The organism is Hymenobacter segetis (genome assembly GCF_054776495.1).
This window is the reverse complement of record NZ_BAAHBV010000003.1, coordinates 554,488-569,847: the sequence shown is the minus strand read 5'-3', so window position 1 is coordinate 569,847 and position 15,360 is coordinate 554,488. Positions and strand designations below refer to the sequence as shown.

Here is a 15,360-nt window from a genome sequence, read left to right as displayed (position 1 = left end):
AAACCTCATGGCAGCTAAAAGTTTTCTTTATGATTCGCTGATGCCCAAAATCTATGGCATCGGTGCAGCAGTTGTAATTGTTGGTGCCTTGTTCAAAATTGAACACTGGCAGGGTGCCGACATCATGCTGATTGTGGGTCTGGGAACGGAAGCCGTTATCTTCTTCCTCAGCGCATTCCAGCCCCAGGCACACGAGCCCGATTGGGCATTGGTGTACCCGGAATTGAACGATGGTTACGACCCGTCGACCAGCAGCCGCCAGGTAGGTGGTGCCAACGATGCCAAAGGCCTGACGATGAAGCTGGACGATATGCTGAAAAATGCTAACGTAACTCCCGAGGCTCTCACCAGCCTGGGCCAGGGCCTGAACCGCCTCAGCACCACCACTTCGCAGATGTCGCAACTGGGCGAAGCTGCTAACGTGACCGACGAATACACCAAGAAAGTGCGTTCGGCTGCTGACTCGCTCGACAAAATCAACGTTGCTTACGGCAACACGGTAGAAGCTATTTCGGCCATGTCGAATGCTACTTCGGATGCCAAAGAGTACCACATGCAGGTACAGAACGTGACCAAGAACCTGGGCGCGCTGAACGCAGTGTACGAAATGGAATTGCAGGATGCCAACACGCACCTGAAGTCCATGAACCAGTTCTACGGTACGCTGAGCAAGGCCATGGACAACATGACCCAGGCTGGCAAAGACACCGAGCAATTCCAGAAGCAAGTATCTGACCTGACGGGCAACCTGACGTCGCTGAACCGGGTGTACGGCAACATGCTGAACGCCATGCGTGCCCCGGCCCAGGCCTAAGCACTGACTCAGCGCATCAGATAGTTCTCATCCAATTTTAGCGGAAACAGATAATGGCAGGCGGAAAAGAAACCCCGCGGCAGAAGATGATTGGCATGATGTACCTCGTGCTAACCGCTCTTCTGGCGCTCCAAGTGAACTCAGCGATTCTGCTGAAGTTCAAGTTCATCGACGACAGCTTGATTGACGTTAATGGCAAAACGAATCTGGCGGCTGATAATACCGTGAAAGGTATTCAGGCGGCAGTGGACAAGAACCACAACATGGCCAGCGATGTGACCGTGTTGAAGCAAAGCGAAGAAATTCGGACCAAAACGAAGGCAATGATTGCTTATCTGCAGGACGTTCGTGACAAACTCATCGCTGGCACGGGTAACGTGAAGGGCTCGCCCGACTTTAAAGACCCGGATGCCAATAACAAAGTGATGCCCATCATGCTGGGCGGCAAAAAGAATGGCTTGGCCTATCCGCTGAAGGCAGAGTTGAATAACTACTCGACCTTCATCAAAACCTACGTGCCAAATGCGACCCCGCTGGCACTGGACGGCCGCGAAGATTCGCGCATCATCAACTCCAAGGAGCACACCACTATGGAGCAGCGCAACAAGGACTTTGCTGAGCTGAACTTTGAGAATACGCCGCTGGTAGCTGCCCTGGCAGTGCTGTCGCAGAAGGAAACCGCTGTGCTGAAGCTGGAAGCTGATGCCCTTTCGGAGCAAGCTAAAAAAGTAGGTGCCAAAATCGTTTCGTTCGACAAAATCGGTGCTTTCGCTAGCGCTGAGTCGAACACGGTAGCTGCTGGCACGAAATACAAAGCCGAGCTTTTCCTGACTGCTTCGGCCACCGGCCTGCAGCAGAAAATGACGCTGAATGGCAGCCCGCTGACGGTAGGCCCCGATGGCCACGGCAAGGTGGAATTCACGGCTCGTCCGGGTAACTTCGATGCTTCCGGTAACGCTAAGGCTTCGTGGGAAGGTCGGATTCGATTCAACCAGAATGGCCGCGACACCACTTTCGTAGTGAAAGTGCCTTACACCATCACCAAGCCGGTGATGCAGATTCAGTCGGCTTCGGTGCAGGCGCTGTACTTCAAGTGCGGCAACAAGCTGAACGTTTCGGTGCCTGCTTTGGGTGCTCAGTACAAGCCTAGCTTCTCGGCTTCGGGTGCTTCGGCTATCCAGGGTGCGAAGGTTGGCGATGTGACGCTGATTCCGAACTCGAAAGAAGTAACCCTGAACGTTAGCAGCGGTGGCAATGCCATTGGCTCGCAGACTTTCCAGGTGCGTCCCATTCCTAAGCCCACCATCGAGTGCTGGGTAGGCGGCCGTCAGGCCAACGAGAAGCAGGGTACCCCCGGTACGGCTGTTCGCTCGCTGAACCTGCGCGCTATCCCGGATGCTGGTTTCGCTACCTTCCTGCCCGATGACGCGAAGTTCCGCGTGTCGCGCTACGAAGTGACGCTGGTACGTGGTCGTCGTCCTGCTTTGCCGACGAAGACTATCACCGGCCCGCAGGCTGACCTGAGCGATGTGGTGAATGCCTACCGCGACGGTGACCGTCTGTACATCGAAGTGAAAGAGGTGCAGCGTCAGACCTTCCAGGGCAACGTGGAGCCGGTGAGCGTTTCGAAACAGTTCAACATCCCGCTGCTATAATATCTACGCTGTAGTCACGTTAGCGAACTATCTTAAAATCAATTTGCTTTTGCCCGTTATGAAATCCATTCACACCTTGGCCGCCATCGCGGCGGGCCTGTCGCTTTCCCTCTCGGCTTCGGCCCAAGAGCAAGCAACTACGGCGAGCAGCACGGGCTCGCACCGGCCGATTCCGCCGTCGGACCAAATGTTCCGCAAGAGCATCTGGCGGCAGGTAGACCTGCGCGAGAAGCAGAACAAGCCCATGTTCTCCGAAGGCAAAGAAATCAGCCGGGTGATTCTGGAGGCAGTGAAGCGTGGCGAATTGCAGGCATTCAAGAATGATTCGCTGACATCTACTTTGACACCGACGGAGGTTTCCGGCAACATGTCGTTTGCCGACGAAGCCGTGAAACTGAGCGACGAGGAAAAGGCGGCTGGTTTCAGCCAGGCTGACCTGGGCGGTGGCGGTGATGATTGGGGTGCTCCTAAAAAGAAAACCACTGGTGCTAAAACGGTTCGCCAGCCCAAGATTGGGGCCAATGGCAAGCCGATGAAGGACAAGAAGGGCAAAACCATCTATGAAACTGTAGCCGTTGCTCCGGTAGCTCCTCCTCCCCCTCCCGCCAACCTGTACCGGTATAAGGACCTGTATGAGATGGAGTTGAAAGAGGATATGATTTTCGACAAGAAACGGTCGCGGATGTATCACGACATTAAGTCCATTGGTCTTTTTGTTCCTTCGACGCTGCCCGCCAACACTTCGGGTATTGAGAAGCCGATTGGCTACTTCAAGTACAGCGACTTGGTGAAAGTATTCCGCAACAATCCGCAGAATGCCATCTGGTTTAACGCGGAGAATGATGCGCAGCACAAGAACCTCGCTGATGCGTTTGAGTTGTGGTTGTTCAACTCCTACATCACCAAGGTATCGAACGCTGGCGACAGCCGTTTGGATGACATTTACGGTGGTGCTCAGCAGGGAATCCTGGCTGCTCAGCAGACCGCTGCTGACTTGGTAGAGTACGAATACAACCTGTGGAGCTTCTAGCCTCACTCGGTTACTAAAACGAAAAAGGCCACTGCAGCAATGCGGTGGCCTTTTTCGTTTACTAATGTTTTCCTAAGCCGATAGTTGGCGGGGGGGCATGGGGTGGGAGGGGGCTTCGTTTTCGGCGAAGTAGGTTTGGAGGATTTTGGCTTTGGCTTTGCCGACTTCGGCGATTAGTTCGGACTCGCTCAGTTCGCGGATTTTCTTGACGGACTTGAACTTGTTCAGGAGCTTGTCGGCGGTGACGGGGCCGAGGCCTTTGACGTCGGTGAGCTCGGTTTTGAGGGTGCCGGCGTCGCGGCGGGAGCGGTGGAAGGTGATGCCGAAGCGGTGCACTTCGTCGCGCATGCGCTGGAAGAGGCGCAGGGACTCGCTCCGTTTGTCGATGTAGATGGGGAGCGGGTCGTTGGGGACGTAGATTTCTTCGAGGCGTTTGGCGATGCCGATGATGGCAATCTGGCCCCAGAGGTTGAGGTCTTTCAGGGCTTTGACGGCCATGCTGAGCTGGCCTTTGCCGCCGTCAACGATGACGAGTTGGGGAAGGCTGGCACCTTCGTCGACAAGGCGGCGGTAGCGGCGGGTGACGACTTCGTACATGGAGTCGAAGTCGTTGGGGCCGATGACGGTTTTGATGTGGTAGTGGCGGTAGTCTTTCTTGCTCGGCTTGGAATTGCGGAAGCAGACCATGGCGGCGACGGGGTTATCGCCCTGGAAGTTGGAGTTGTCGAAGCACTCGATGTGCTTGGGGAGCTCGGTGAGGCGCAGGTCCTTTTTGATGGTTTCCATGATGCGGACCTCGTTCACGTCCTTGCTCTTCTCGTTCATGCTTTCCTTCTCCTTGCGGGCGTAGAGCACGTTTTTGATGGCTAGTTCGAGGAGCTTGCGCTTGTCGCCGATTTGGGGGACGGTGAGGGTGGTGCCGGGTAGCGGTAGGGCGACGGGGACGTTGGTGAGGATTTCCTTCGACTCGCTTTCGAACTCCTGGCGGAGTTGCATGATGAGGGGGGCGAGGATTTCGGCGTCGTCCTCGTCGAGCTTTTTGGTGACTTCGAGGGATTGGGTGAGGATGATGCTGCCGTTCATCACTTTTAAATAGGTGATGAAGCCCGATTTCTCGTTGCTGGCGATGGCGAACACGTCGATGTTGGTGAGGGTGTCGCTGACGATGGTGGACTTGGCCTGGAAGGCTTCCAGCTTATCGAGCTTAACCTTGAAGGCATGAGCCAGCTCGTACTGCATATCCTGAGCGGCGGCGCTCATGCGCTCGCGGAAATACTGCTTGGGAATGCGCAGGTCGCCGTTGAGGATGTTGCGGATTTGCTGGATGTAGGTGTTGTAGGTGGCTTCGTCCTCTTTGGCAATGCAGGGCGCGTTGCAGTTGCCGATTTGGAGCTCCAGGCAGGGCTTGAACTTGCCGGCTTCGACGTTGGCGGCGCTCAGGTTGTAGTTGCAGGTACGGAGCGGGTAGAGGGCGCGGATGAGCTCCAGCAGGACGTTGAGGGCGGTGCCGTTGGCGTAGGGGCCGTAGTAGCGCGAACCGTCGTTAATCTTGTTACGGGTGGGGATGAGGCGGGGGAACCGCTCGTTGGTGAGGCAGAGGAAGGGGTAGGTTTTGCCGTCTTTCAGCAGGATGTTGTACTTGGGCTGGTGCTGCTTGATGAGGTTGTTTTCGAGCAGGAAGGCATCGGATTCGCTGTCGACAATGGTAAACTCGAGCCGCTTGATGTTGCGGACCAGTTGCTGGGTTTTCTTGTTGTGGTCGTTTTTGGTGAAGTAGCTGCTCACGCGCTTGCGCAGGTCGATGGCCTTACCCACGTAGATGATGCCTTCGTCGTCGAAATACTTGTAGACGCCGGGCTTGTGGGGCAGGGCGTTGATGAGGGCTTGCAGTTCGGGGTTGGCGGCCATGAGGTATTGCGGGGTAGGAGGGGGTGTTGCTTAACGCTGGGACGAGGGGTATTTGTTCAGGCAGAAGTACGCAGGCACACACGGCACGGCCGAAAGTGCGGAAGGCAACTGGTTCGGTTCCGAGGACAACTAGTTGCCTCCGGAACCGAACCAGTTTGGGTCTGGCCTAAACTAGTTGTCCTCGGAACCGAACCAGTTGCCTTCCGAACCGAACTAGTTGCCCGAAAAGCGAAACTAGTTCGGCTTTGACCAAAACCAGTTGCCCTCCGAGGGCAGTGAGTTTCGCTTGCTAGGCAACTCACTGCCCTCGGAGGGCAACTGGTTTTGGTCGGACTGCTACTAGATGTCCTTGTCGTCCAAATCGCCGGCATCGGGCACCTGCATCTTCTGGTCGGCGGGGATGGTGTCGCGCTGGCCGCCGTAGTAGCGCGAGCAGTCGATTTCGATGCTGAGCGGGGCGGCGGGCTTGGGGAAGGGGCCGGTATTGATGCCGATGCCTTTGTCCTTGTACACCTTCTGCATGAAGAGGCCGTAGAGTGGCAGGGCCTCGCGGGCGCCCTGGCCGTAGGTGCCGGTGCGGAAGTGGATGCTACGGTCTTCGCCGCCCACCCACATGCCGCACACCAGGTCGGGGGTGATGCCCATGAACCAGGCATCGGAATAGTTGCTGGTGGTACCGGTTTTGGCCCCGATTTCATACGGAAACTTGAATCCGGTGTGCAGGATGGTGCTGGTGCCGCCGGGCTCTGTGGTGCTGGCCTGCAGCATATTGGTCATGATGAAGGCAGTTTCCTCGCTCAGCACTTCCTTGGTCTGGGGCACGAATTCGCGCAGCACGTTGCCGTTTTTGTCCTCGATGCGGGTAACCATGATGGGCTCGGTGTGCACGCCCTTGTTCACGAAAGTGGAGTACACGCCGCACAGCTCATAAATGCTGCAATCGGAGGTGCCGAAGCCCATCGAGGGCACGGCATCGACGGGGGAGGTGATGCCGAGGCGCTTGGCGTAGGTGGCGATGGTTTCGGGGCCGAGCTTCATCACGAGCCAGGCCGTGATGGAGTTCATGGAGCGGGCCAGGGCCTGGCGCAGGGTGAAGGTGCGGCCCGAGAAGTTGCCCTCGAAGTTGTGGGGCGTGTAGGCGGCGCGGCCGGCCACGGCGGGGAAGGTGGTGGCCACGTCGGGGCGCGGGTAGCAGGGTGAATAGCCCTGGTCGATGGCGGCGGCGTACACGATGGGCTTGAACGTGGAGCCGGGCTGGCGTTTGCCCTGGCGCACGTGGTCGAACTTGAAGAACTTGTAGTTGGGGCCGCCCACCCAGGCTTTTACCTGGCCGTTGAGGGGGTTCATGGCCATGAAGCCGGCCTGGAGGTAGCGCTTGTAGTATTCGAGCGAGTCGTAGGGCGACATCAGCATCTCCTTTTCGCCCTGCCAAGTGAACACCGGCATCTTGTATTTCCGGTGCAGGTAGTAGTTCACCGAGTCGCGGTTGCCGTCGTACTGGGCCATCAGTGACTTGTAGCGCTGGGTGCGGCGCATGGAATTGACGAGGAAGTTGGGGATGACCTTGCCGTTCTCATCGCGCCAAGGCAGCTGGCCCTTCCAGTGGGCCGAAAACCACTTTTGCTGAAGCGTCATGTGCTCGGCCAGCGACTTCTCGGCGTACTCCTGCATCCGCGAGTCGATGGTGGTGTAGATTTTCAACCCATCAGCATACAGGTCGTGGTCGGTTTCCTTGGCCCAGCTCAGCAGTGACTTCACCACCTCGGCCCGGAAATAGGGGGCCAAGCCCTTGCTGGGATTCTCCACGGAGTAGTGCAGCACGATGCGCTTGGCGGTGTCTTGGGCCAGCTCCGCATCGGTGATGTAGTTCGATTTGGCCATCTGGCGCAGCACCCAGTTGCGGCGCTTGCGCGAGCGGTCGGGGTGCAGCACGGGGCTGAAACGGCCCGGCGCGTTCACGATGCCCACGAGGGTGGCGGCCTCGGGCGTGCTCAGATTTTTAGGGGCTTTATTAAAGAAGGTCTTGGCCGCGGTGTTGATGCCGAAGGCGTTGGAGCCGTACTCCACAGTGTTGAAGTACATCCGGATGATTTCGCGCTTGGTGTAGTTGCGCTCCAGCCGGATGGCCAGAATCCATTCCTTGGTTTTGGTGATGAGCAGGCCGAGCTTGCCAGTGCCGTTCAGGGTGCCGTCGTTGAGGTCGCCCCGGGTGCGGAACAGCACCTTGGCCACCTGCTGCGTGAGCGTGGAGCCGCCGCCGTTATGCGAGAAGGTGAGCACGCCGGTCACGGCCCGCATCACGCTCTTGGCATCGATGCCCGAGTGCTGCTCGAAGCGTACGTCCTCGGTGGCGATGAGGGCATCAATCAAATTCTGGGGCAGGTCCTTGAAATCGACGGGAGTGCGGTTTTCGCGGAAGTATTTGCCTAGCAGCACGCCATCGGCCGAATAAATCTCAGAGGCTAGCTCCGAGCGTGGGTTTTCGAGGCTCTTGAGGTTGGGCATTCGCCCGAACAGATTCAGGAAGTTGCCGCTCACGGCCAGCACGAACAGGCCCAGGCCCACCACGCCCACGCCAAACAGCAGCCACATTGTGCGCACAAACGCCGTGAAACGCCCCGAACGGGCCGGTTTCAGGGGCATGGGCTTGGGACGACGGGCGGGGGAGGAAGTGGGCATAGGAATCAAAAACGGAATTATTCAGCAAAAATAAAGCCTCCGGCCGCGCCGGAGGCTTTGAAGCACTGTTTAGGTCGACAACCGGCTATTTGTAAACACGCTGGTAGAAGGTCAAATACCCCGCCAAATCGCCGCTGCTTTGGAGTAAAGCCAGATTTTCAGGGCTGATAACTAATGTCTGATAACCCGCACCGCGCAGCTTGGCCAGCGGCGACTGCGGCCCGCGCAGCTTGGTGGCGTAGCTCTGGGCCACTTTAGCCCAGGGCAGCGTTTTCACTACCACCAATTCTTGGTCAGCCCCCAGCGGCGCAGATTCCACCGTCAGGTTATTGGCCTTGAAGAAACGGGTGTTATACGTGGCCAGTTGCGCCGCCAGGCCCGCCATAGCGGGCGAGTCTTTCGGAAATGCCAGCACTACCACATGCGGACTATTCAGCTGCGTGGTATAAGCCGTGGCCGGGGCCGAGGAAGCCGTGCTGGCTCCATTCGTGGGCGTTACTGCCGGGGCCGGAGCCGGAGCGGAAGTTGTCGGAGGCGTGGTGCCCGGCACAGGAGGCGTGGTGCCGGGTGTGGCACCATTTGCTGCTGCGGCTTTGGCAGCGGCGGCTTTTGCGGCAGCCTCATCAGCCAATTGCTTACGCGTTGGCCGGCCTTTGCGGACTGGGGCCGCCGTGGTTGCGGCCGGCGAACCGTTCGTAGCGGCCACTGGAACCGGTGAGGTCGTTGATGCGGGCGCGGTAGTGGTCGGGCTGCTACCTGCAGTCGTTGGCAAAGCACCCGTAGCGGAAGTAGCTAGTGCGGCAGCCGCTTTTTTCGCCGCGGCTTCATCGGCCAGCTGCTTGCGCGTAGGCCGGCCCTTGCGAACCGGCGATGTTGCAACTGGTGCCTCACCCGGCGGGAGCGTGGGGGCCGCGTTTTTGGCCGCAACAGTAGTCGGAGTTCCTTTCGAAGGAGTCATCAACGAGCCCGCCGAGGCCTCCGCTTCTGGTTTGGCCTCTACAGCGCCCGAACGCCGGGGGAGGGCCCGCATCGCATCCGGGGCCGGCGCTGTGGGAGCCGGCGTCGCGGGGGCCGGAGCCGGCGGAGTAGTCGGCCCCAGCGCTTTGGCCGGGCTGTCGCCCTCCCGGTACACAATGCGCATCCGGTTGTCGATTTCGCCGGGGCGGAAGATGGACACCACTGGCTTCTCGGTAGAAGCCAGTGCGCCGGCAATCTGGCCGTCGTCTTTCTTCTGATAAGTGGCCGCCAGCGCTTGGGCCTGCGGCACCAGCGGGCTGGTGGGGAAGTCCTTATAGAACTTCTCCACCGAGGAGCGGGCCGTGAGCGGCGGTTGGGTCCGAATCACGAGCAGCGTTTTCAGGTAAGCCACCCGGTCGCTGAGGTCGCTCTTGGGGTATTGTTGCTCGGTGCGGGCCAATACGGCCGTGGCCTTGCGGAATTCCTGGTTTTTGTAGTAGGTGAAGGCCGAATCGACGCGGCTAGCTACGGCGTTGTGCAGGGCCAACTGGTGCTCGCGGTACAACGGGTCGGCAATCAGCTTGGCGTAGAGTGACTCAGGGAATTCGCGTTGCAGCGCCGCCGCGTACTGCGCGGTTTTCGCCGCGTCGGGCATGTCCTTGTAGTAGAGATACAGCAGGTAGTAGGCATCAGGAGCGTGCTCGCCGCGCACGTAGCGGGTCACCTGCTTCTCATAGGTTTCGAAGCCCTTTTCGCGCTCCTTCAACTGCTCCTTGTAGATGCCGCCTAACTCATACAGCGCGCCTTCCACCTGCTTATCAGAAGCAGCCAGTTGGGCGGGCGTGGTGGGAATAGCGGCGCGGTACTGCGCCACCAGGGCATTTCGGGCGGCGTCGGGATTGGCAGTAGCAGCCGTGGCTATCGAATCGGGCCGGCCACCGTTCACTCGCGTGTTGTCGTTCCCGGTCATCGACAGGGGCACACTGCCATTGGCAGTCGTGTTGGGCGAGCTACTGCTCGTCCGGATGGTGCGCCAGTTGTCCTGCAACGGCCGGTCCTGCCATTTGCGGATGAAGTCGGCGCGGGCCGTGCCCAGCGTGGCGGGGTTGTCGAAATACCACTGCGCCCCCGAAGCCACGGCCGTGGGGTCAAAGGCCATCGGGTCGGAGTTGCCGGCACCGCCGGGCAGATTGCTGCCCAAACCACTGCTGCTGGAAGTGGTGCGCCCCGCAAACTCAGCCGCGGCGGCCTGCTTCTTCTGCTGCGCGGCCAGGCGGTCGGCGGCGGCCTTTTTGGCCGCCAGCTCAGCTTCGGCGTAGGTATTGAGCTGCTGACTCAGCGCATCGGGGGCCAGCTTGGCCAAGGCCTGCAGGCTGTCTTGCGTTTCGATGATGGTGTACTGCTTGGCAAAATCCTTCAGAATACCGCTACGCTCCTTGATGGCGGCGTAGGTCTTGGCCTCCTTGTTCAGGTTCTGCACCGTGCTGTCGTAGTACGCCGCCGCGAGGCGGTACTTCTGCAGATTCTCGTAGTAAATGCGGCCAGCCAGCAGGTATGTATAGCTTTTCTGCGTCCGGTTGGTAGTCGTGGCTTTGACGGACTGCCGCAGCAGCTTCAGGGCCTCGGGGTAGTTCTTTTCGCGGTAGTTGAGCCGCGCCATCTCATAGTAGATTTTGTCGCGGTAGTCCTTGTTCTTCGGGTCTTTCAGCAGGGCGGCGAAGTTCTTGTTCAGCTTCACGCGGTCAGTCGGGCTCAGGTCCGATACCTGCGGCAACATCAGCTTGGCCTGAAAGTCCAGCTCATACGGCGGGTTGCGGGCGATAATCTGCTCCAACTGCTCATACGCCTTCTTGTTCTCGCCCGCATCCTGGTACAGCTGCGCCAGAATGTAGCGCGTGCGCGACCGTTCATTCTTGAACTCAATCAGCGGAATGGCCTTTTCCAGCTGCGGAATGGCCTTGGCCGGCTCCTCCGTGCGGATGTAGTAGTCGGCCCGCGTCAGAAACAGCTGGCGCGCATCCTGCGGCAGGCCCTCTTCCTTATCCAGCAGGTCCGATACGGCTTTGGCACTTTCCATCTCGCCCTGCGCCACGAAGGTGCGCATCAGCCCAATCAGCGCCTCGTGCTTGGCATTGGCGTCCTTGCTGGTCGAGTTTACATACTTAAATGTCTGGGCCGCGTCATCAAACTGCATCTGATAAAAGCGCGCCCAGCCTACCAGCACGTAGGCGTCATCGGTCCAGTCCGAGCCCGGCCGGTTCTGAATCGGCATCGATGCCTTCTTAATAATGTCCACCAAATCGGCCCGGTTGGCCTTCACGCTGGCACTGTCCAGCGTTGGGAACAGCGGCAGCGTCTGGTTGTAGTCGTTCACGCGCGCCGCATACATCTTGTCCTCGGCGGCGTGCAGCTTCTCGCGGGCCAGAAAGTAGGCGTTGTCGCGGGCGGCCACGTTGTTGAAGGCGTGCGCCACTAGGTTTTTGTCCGATGCGCAGCCCGCCGCCCCCACTCCCAGCAGGAAGGTGAGCAGCGCGGCCCAGCGATATGTCAGCGAATAATGTGTCAAAATCAAAGCAAGGGAAAGGACGGCCCGGAGCAGCCGGAACGCCCAAAGCAGCCGGAAATGTTCGACGGCTCTGTCAGATAACGAAGCCGCACGGGTAAAATTACGTTTTTCCCCGGGCAAACGTAGCCCCGCCCGCGCCGTAACTTTGTCAACCGTCTTTCCCATCCCACCCATGCCCACTCCCTCCGACCCTCAGCCCGCCGGCTCCAACCGCCTGCAGGCCGTCATGAAGTATTCCGGCCTGGCCTTCCAGATGCTGGCCATCATCGGGGGCAGCGCCTGGCTGGGCACCTGGCTCGACGGCCGTTTCCACACCCAGCCCTGGCTCACCATCGGCCTGCTGCTGCTCGGTGTATTCGTGGCCGTGTTCCAAGTCATCCGCAGCCTCACTAAAGAGTCGCTGTAAGGCGCGGTCGCAACGCTAGTAAAATCCATGCCCAAGTTCCTGCGTCAGTTTATTGTCTTCACCGCTGCGCTGGGCCTGCCCATCTACGCCCTGCACCGCGTCTACGGCACGTCCGTGGTGCACCCGCGTACCGGGCTCATTTTTGCCGTCATGGCGGCACTCACTTACTTCGCCTATAGCCTCACCGCGCGCCTCGTGGCTCGCGACCCGCACAGCCTGGCCGCGGGCTACCTCATCGGCATGACGGTGCGGCTGCTGGTGTCGCTGGGCCTCGTTACGTGGCTGCTGGCGGGCGGAATTGCGCGCGAGCCAAGAGGCATCTGGACCTTCCTCGGGGCCTTCTTCATCCTGTACTTTTCGTGGGCCGGGTTTGAAATCTGGGCTACTTTGAGTAACTTGCGGCCGATTTCAGGAAAGCAAGTAGCGCAATGATAATGCGTTAGCCCGGAATTAGTCATTAATTAACTTTGAATGAAGCGTTTACTCTCGATTCTCCTTTGCTTCGTCTCCCTGTCCGTTTTTGCTAACGAACCCGCTGCCGAAGGCGCAAAGGCCGAAGGCTTCAATCCCGGTGAAATGATTTTGCACCACATCGGCGATTCGCACGAGTGGCATTGGCTGGCTACCGACAACGGCAACTTCACCACCTACCTGCCCATCATCGCCTACCGTCCCGGCAAGGGGGTTTCGGTGTTCTCATCGAAGCATATTTCCAACGGCGAATCGGAAGGCCCCGCCAAGGAATACGACGGCCTGAAGCTCGACCACGAGAAGCTCGTGAGCACCGATGGCAGCAAGCTCTACGACTTCTCCATCACCAAAAACGTTGCCGGTCTTATCGGCAGTGCTATTTTGATGCTGGTCGTGTTCACCGCCGTCGCCAGCGGCTACCGCAAGAACCACGGCCGCGCTCCCAAGGGCATCCAGTCGTTCTTCGAGCCCATCATCGTCTTCATCCGCGACGAAGTAGCCAAGAAAAACATCGGCCCCAAGTACGAGCGCTACATGCCGTACCTGCTCACCGTATTCTTCTTCATCTGGTTCAACAACCTGCTCGGCCTCACGCCCGGCGCGGCCAACCTCTCCGGCAACATCGCCGTGACCATGGTTCTCGCCCTGATGACCTTGGTTATCACCCTGGCTTCGAGCAACAAATACTACTGGGCCCACATCTTCGCCACGCCCGGCGTGCCCAAGCCGCTGTTGCCCATCATGATTATTGTAGAAGTGATTGGCATTTTCACCAAGCCCTTCTCGCTCATGATTCGTCTGTTCGCCAACATCACGGCGGGCCACATCGTGGTGTTGAGCTTTATCAGCCTGGTGTTCATCTTCAAATCGTGGGCCGTAGCCCCGGTGACGCTGGCTTTCGGCCTGTTCATCAACGTGCTTGAGCTGCTGGTGGCCGTTCTGCAGGCCTTCATCTTCACGCTGCTGACGTCGATGTATATCGGTGGCGCAGTGGAAGACCACCACGATGCTGACATGCAAATGGGCTACGACGACGGCTCGGCCTCGACCCACGTTTCCCACTAATCTGACTTAACCGGCCGGATGCCTGCCATCCGACCAACTGGCTGTTTCGGCCAGACCGTGGCAATCCCCCCCCCCCCGCTGCGGGACTGACGAACTTTTTCTTTTTCCCCTTTTTCCAATTTTTATGTTGCTCTCTTTGTTTTTGCAAGCTGTCGCTATGGCGGCTAACTACGGTCCTGGTCTGGCTGTAATGGGTGCCGGTATCGGTGCTGGTCTGGTAGCTCTGGGCGTTGGCCTGGGCATTGGCCGCATCGGCGGCAGCGCCATGGATGCTATCGGCCGTCAGCCGGAAGCTTCGGGCAAAATCCAGACGGCTATGATTATCGCCGCCGCTCTGATTGAAGGTCTGGGCCTGTTCGCAGTCGTAGTCTGCGTGCTTATCTGGACGAAACTCGTTTAGTGCTGGCCGGGCTTCGGGCCCGGAAGTAGTTGGAAGCCCGCCGCCCGCTGCTGCAATACGCAGTTGGCGCGGCGGGCTTACCTGCTCCTAATCTGAGTACTTGATTAGTCGACATTTCTTTAAAATACCATATCAATGCTGCCAGCTTTTTTATCCCCTGAACTCGGCCTGATTTTCTGGCAACTGGTCATTTTCCTGCTGGTCTTGTTCCTGCTGGGGAAATTTGCCTGGAAGCCGATTCTGCTCGCCCTCAAGGAGCGTGAAGACAACATCGAAGGTGCGCTGCGCATGGCCGACCAGGCCAAAATCGAGATGCAGCAGCTCAAAGCCGGCAACGAAAAGTTGCTGACCGAAGCCCGTCTCGAGCGCGACCGCATGATGCAGGAAGCCACCCAAATGGCCAACCAGCACCGCGAAGCCGAAAAGGCCCGCGCCACCGCCGAAGCCAACACCATCATCCAGCAAGCCCGCGAAGCCATCCAGCAGGAGAAAAACGCGGCCCTGGCCGAAGTGAAAAATACCGCCGCCAAGCTGTCGCTCGACATCGCCGAGCGCATCCTGCGCCGCGAGCTCGCCGACCCCGCCGCCCAAACACAGTTGGTCGATTCTTACCTGAAAGACGTGAAACTGAACTAGTTTCTGTCATGCTGACGAAGGAAGCATCTTATCACCGCTGCCACCGTCAGAATTAGTAAATACCCGAGCGATGCGAGCATGATAAGATGCTTCGCAAGCTCAGCATGACAACTACAATAACCAACCAATGGCTGACCAACGAGTAGCGGCCCGCTACGCCAAGTCGCTCCTCGACTTGGGCAAGGAGATGGGCACCCTGAGCGCAGTGAAAGCGGACATGGACCTGCTGAGCAAGACCATGGCCGAAAGCCGCGACCTGCGCCTGTTGCTGCGCAACCCGATTGTGAAGCACGACAAGAAGCTGGCTATTCTGAATGCCATCTTCAAAGGCAAGGTGTCGGACATGACGCTGCGCTTCTTCACTATCCTCACCGAGAAAAACCGCGAGTCGGCTATCGAAGGCATTGGGCCGGAGTTTCTGGCGCAGTACAACGTGATGCAGGGCGTACAGTCGGCTCAGGTGACGTCGGCCACGCCGCTCACGCCCGCTTCGCGTGCTGAGATTCAGGCGCTGGTAACCAAGCAAACCGGTCTTACCGAGGTGCAGCTCACCGAGAAAGTGGACCCTGAACTCATCGGCGGCTTCGTGCTGCGGGTGGGCGACAACCAGATTGACGATTCCGTGCGGACCAGCCTTCGCAAGCTGCGCACTTCGCTGCAAGAAAATTCTTACCAACAAAAACTGTAGGGTATAGGTGAAGTAGGGATGGGGAGTACGCTCCCGTCGTCCCCGCCCCATATCCCTTGTTCCCTATACCTTATTCCCTCCAAAA

At 58.7% G+C, this 15,360-nt stretch carries 12 protein-coding genes; 9 read left to right on the top strand and 3 right to left on the bottom strand.

What is annotated here, in order from left to right; genetic code table 11:
• Positions 1–40 precede the first annotated feature (40 nt).
• Genes porL through porN form a run of 3 tightly spaced genes read left to right on the top strand, consistent with a single transcriptional unit; the run spans position 41 to position 3,499 of the window.
• Positions 41–814 (top strand): type IX secretion system motor protein PorL/GldL, encoded by a 774-nt coding sequence (gene porL / locus ACYU70_RS19320; protein ID WP_342300467.1) that lies wholly within the window; start codon positions 41–43, stop codon positions 812–814.
• 53 nt (positions 815–867) lie between these two features.
• Positions 868–2,469, top strand: coding sequence for a type IX secretion system motor protein PorM/GldM (gene porM / locus ACYU70_RS19315; protein WP_342300469.1), 1,602 nt, complete (start codon positions 868–870; stop codon positions 2,467–2,469).
• A gap of 58 nt (positions 2,470–2,527) precedes the next feature.
• The gene (gene porN, locus ACYU70_RS19310; RefSeq protein ID WP_460616080.1) at positions 2,528–3,499 is read left to right on the top strand and encodes a type IX secretion system ring subunit PorN/GldN; all 972 of its coding nucleotides are present in this window, start codon (positions 2,528–2,530) and stop codon (positions 3,497–3,499) included.
• 72 nt (positions 3,500–3,571) lie between these two features.
• On the opposite strand, the gene uvrC is transcribed toward porN, so the two are convergent.
• The 3 genes from uvrC to porW all read right to left on the bottom strand — a co-directional run bounded on the left by uvrC (position 3,572) and on the right by porW (position 11,609).
• On the bottom strand, positions 3,572–5,407 hold the full coding sequence (gene uvrC, locus ACYU70_RS19305) for an excinuclease ABC subunit UvrC (protein ID WP_460616079.1): 1,836 nt from the start codon (positions 5,405–5,407) through the stop codon (positions 3,572–3,574).
• 339 nt (positions 5,408–5,746) lie between these two features.
• Positions 5,747–8,086 (bottom strand): penicillin-binding protein 1A, encoded by a 2,340-nt coding sequence (locus ACYU70_RS19300; RefSeq protein ID WP_460616078.1) that lies wholly within the window; start codon positions 8,084–8,086, stop codon positions 5,747–5,749.
• Between the two features lie 85 nt (positions 8,087–8,171).
• Positions 8,172–11,609 carry a tetratricopeptide repeat protein gene (gene porW / locus ACYU70_RS19295; protein WP_460616077.1) on the bottom strand — a complete coding sequence of 1,146 codons (3,438 nt, stop codon included), beginning with the start codon at positions 11,607–11,609 and terminating at the stop codon, positions 8,172–8,174.
• Between the two features lie 172 nt (positions 11,610–11,781).
• Between porW and ACYU70_RS19290 the strand changes: the two genes are divergently transcribed.
• The 6 genes from ACYU70_RS19290 (at position 11,782) to atpH (ending at position 15,275) form a co-directional block, all read left to right on the top strand.
• Positions 11,782–12,015 carry an AtpZ/AtpI family protein gene (locus ACYU70_RS19290; protein ID WP_460616076.1) on the top strand — a complete coding sequence of 78 codons (234 nt, stop codon included), beginning with the start codon at positions 11,782–11,784 and terminating at the stop codon, positions 12,013–12,015.
• A gap of 27 nt (positions 12,016–12,042) precedes the next feature.
• On the top strand, positions 12,043–12,447 hold the full coding sequence (locus tag ACYU70_RS19285; RefSeq protein WP_460616075.1) for a hypothetical protein: 405 nt from the start codon (positions 12,043–12,045) through the stop codon (positions 12,445–12,447).
• A gap of 39 nt (positions 12,448–12,486) precedes the next feature.
• Positions 12,487–13,551 carry a FoF1 ATP synthase subunit a gene (atpB, locus tag ACYU70_RS19280; RefSeq protein ID WP_460616074.1) on the top strand — a complete coding sequence of 355 codons (1,065 nt, stop codon included), beginning with the start codon at positions 12,487–12,489 and terminating at the stop codon, positions 13,549–13,551.
• A 124-nt stretch (positions 13,552–13,675) separates the two neighbouring features.
• Positions 13,676–13,951, top strand: a complete 276-nt coding sequence (gene atpE, locus ACYU70_RS19275) for an ATP synthase F0 subunit C (RefSeq protein ID WP_168671467.1) — start codon at positions 13,676–13,678, stop codon at positions 13,949–13,951.
• Positions 13,952–14,086: 135 nt separating this feature from the next.
• Positions 14,087–14,587: a F0F1 ATP synthase subunit B gene (gene atpF / locus ACYU70_RS19270; RefSeq protein ID WP_342296862.1), complete on the top strand. Its 501-nt coding sequence runs from the start codon at positions 14,087–14,089 to the stop codon at positions 14,585–14,587.
• Between the two features lie 127 nt (positions 14,588–14,714).
• On the top strand, positions 14,715–15,275 hold the full coding sequence (gene atpH / locus ACYU70_RS19265; RefSeq protein WP_342296861.1) for an ATP synthase F1 subunit delta: 561 nt from the start codon (positions 14,715–14,717) through the stop codon (positions 15,273–15,275).
• Positions 15,276–15,360: the final 85 nt, after the last annotated feature.

What these genes read in the sequence shown, in the direction of transcription:
- porM (WP_342300469.1), top strand. Translation starts at nt 868, where the DNA reads ATGGCAGGCGGAAAAGAAACCCCGCGGCAGAAGATGATTGGCATGATG.
- ACYU70_RS19300 (WP_460616078.1), bottom strand. Translation starts at nt 8,086, where the DNA reads ATGCCCACTTCCTCCCCCGCCCGTCGTCCCAAGCCCATGCCCCTGAAA.
- porL (WP_342300467.1), top strand. Translation starts at nt 41, where the DNA reads ATGCCCAAAATCTATGGCATCGGTGCAGCAGTTGTAATTGTTGGTGCC.
- atpE (WP_168671467.1), top strand. Translation starts at nt 13,676, where the DNA reads ATGTTGCTCTCTTTGTTTTTGCAAGCTGTCGCTATGGCGGCTAACTAC.
- uvrC (WP_460616079.1), bottom strand. Translation starts at nt 5,407, where the DNA reads ATGGCCGCCAACCCCGAACTGCAAGCCCTCATCAACGCCCTGCCCCAC.
- atpH (WP_342296861.1), top strand. Translation starts at nt 14,715, where the DNA reads ATGGCTGACCAACGAGTAGCGGCCCGCTACGCCAAGTCGCTCCTCGAC.
- ACYU70_RS19290 (WP_460616076.1), top strand. Translation starts at nt 11,782, where the DNA reads ATGCCCACTCCCTCCGACCCTCAGCCCGCCGGCTCCAACCGCCTGCAG.
- atpF (WP_342296862.1), top strand. Translation starts at nt 14,087, where the DNA reads ATGCTGCCAGCTTTTTTATCCCCTGAACTCGGCCTGATTTTCTGGCAA.
- ACYU70_RS19285 (WP_460616075.1), top strand. Translation starts at nt 12,043, where the DNA reads ATGCCCAAGTTCCTGCGTCAGTTTATTGTCTTCACCGCTGCGCTGGGC.
- porN (WP_460616080.1), top strand. Translation starts at nt 2,528, where the DNA reads ATGAAATCCATTCACACCTTGGCCGCCATCGCGGCGGGCCTGTCGCTT.
- atpB (WP_460616074.1), top strand. Translation starts at nt 12,487, where the DNA reads ATGAAGCGTTTACTCTCGATTCTCCTTTGCTTCGTCTCCCTGTCCGTT.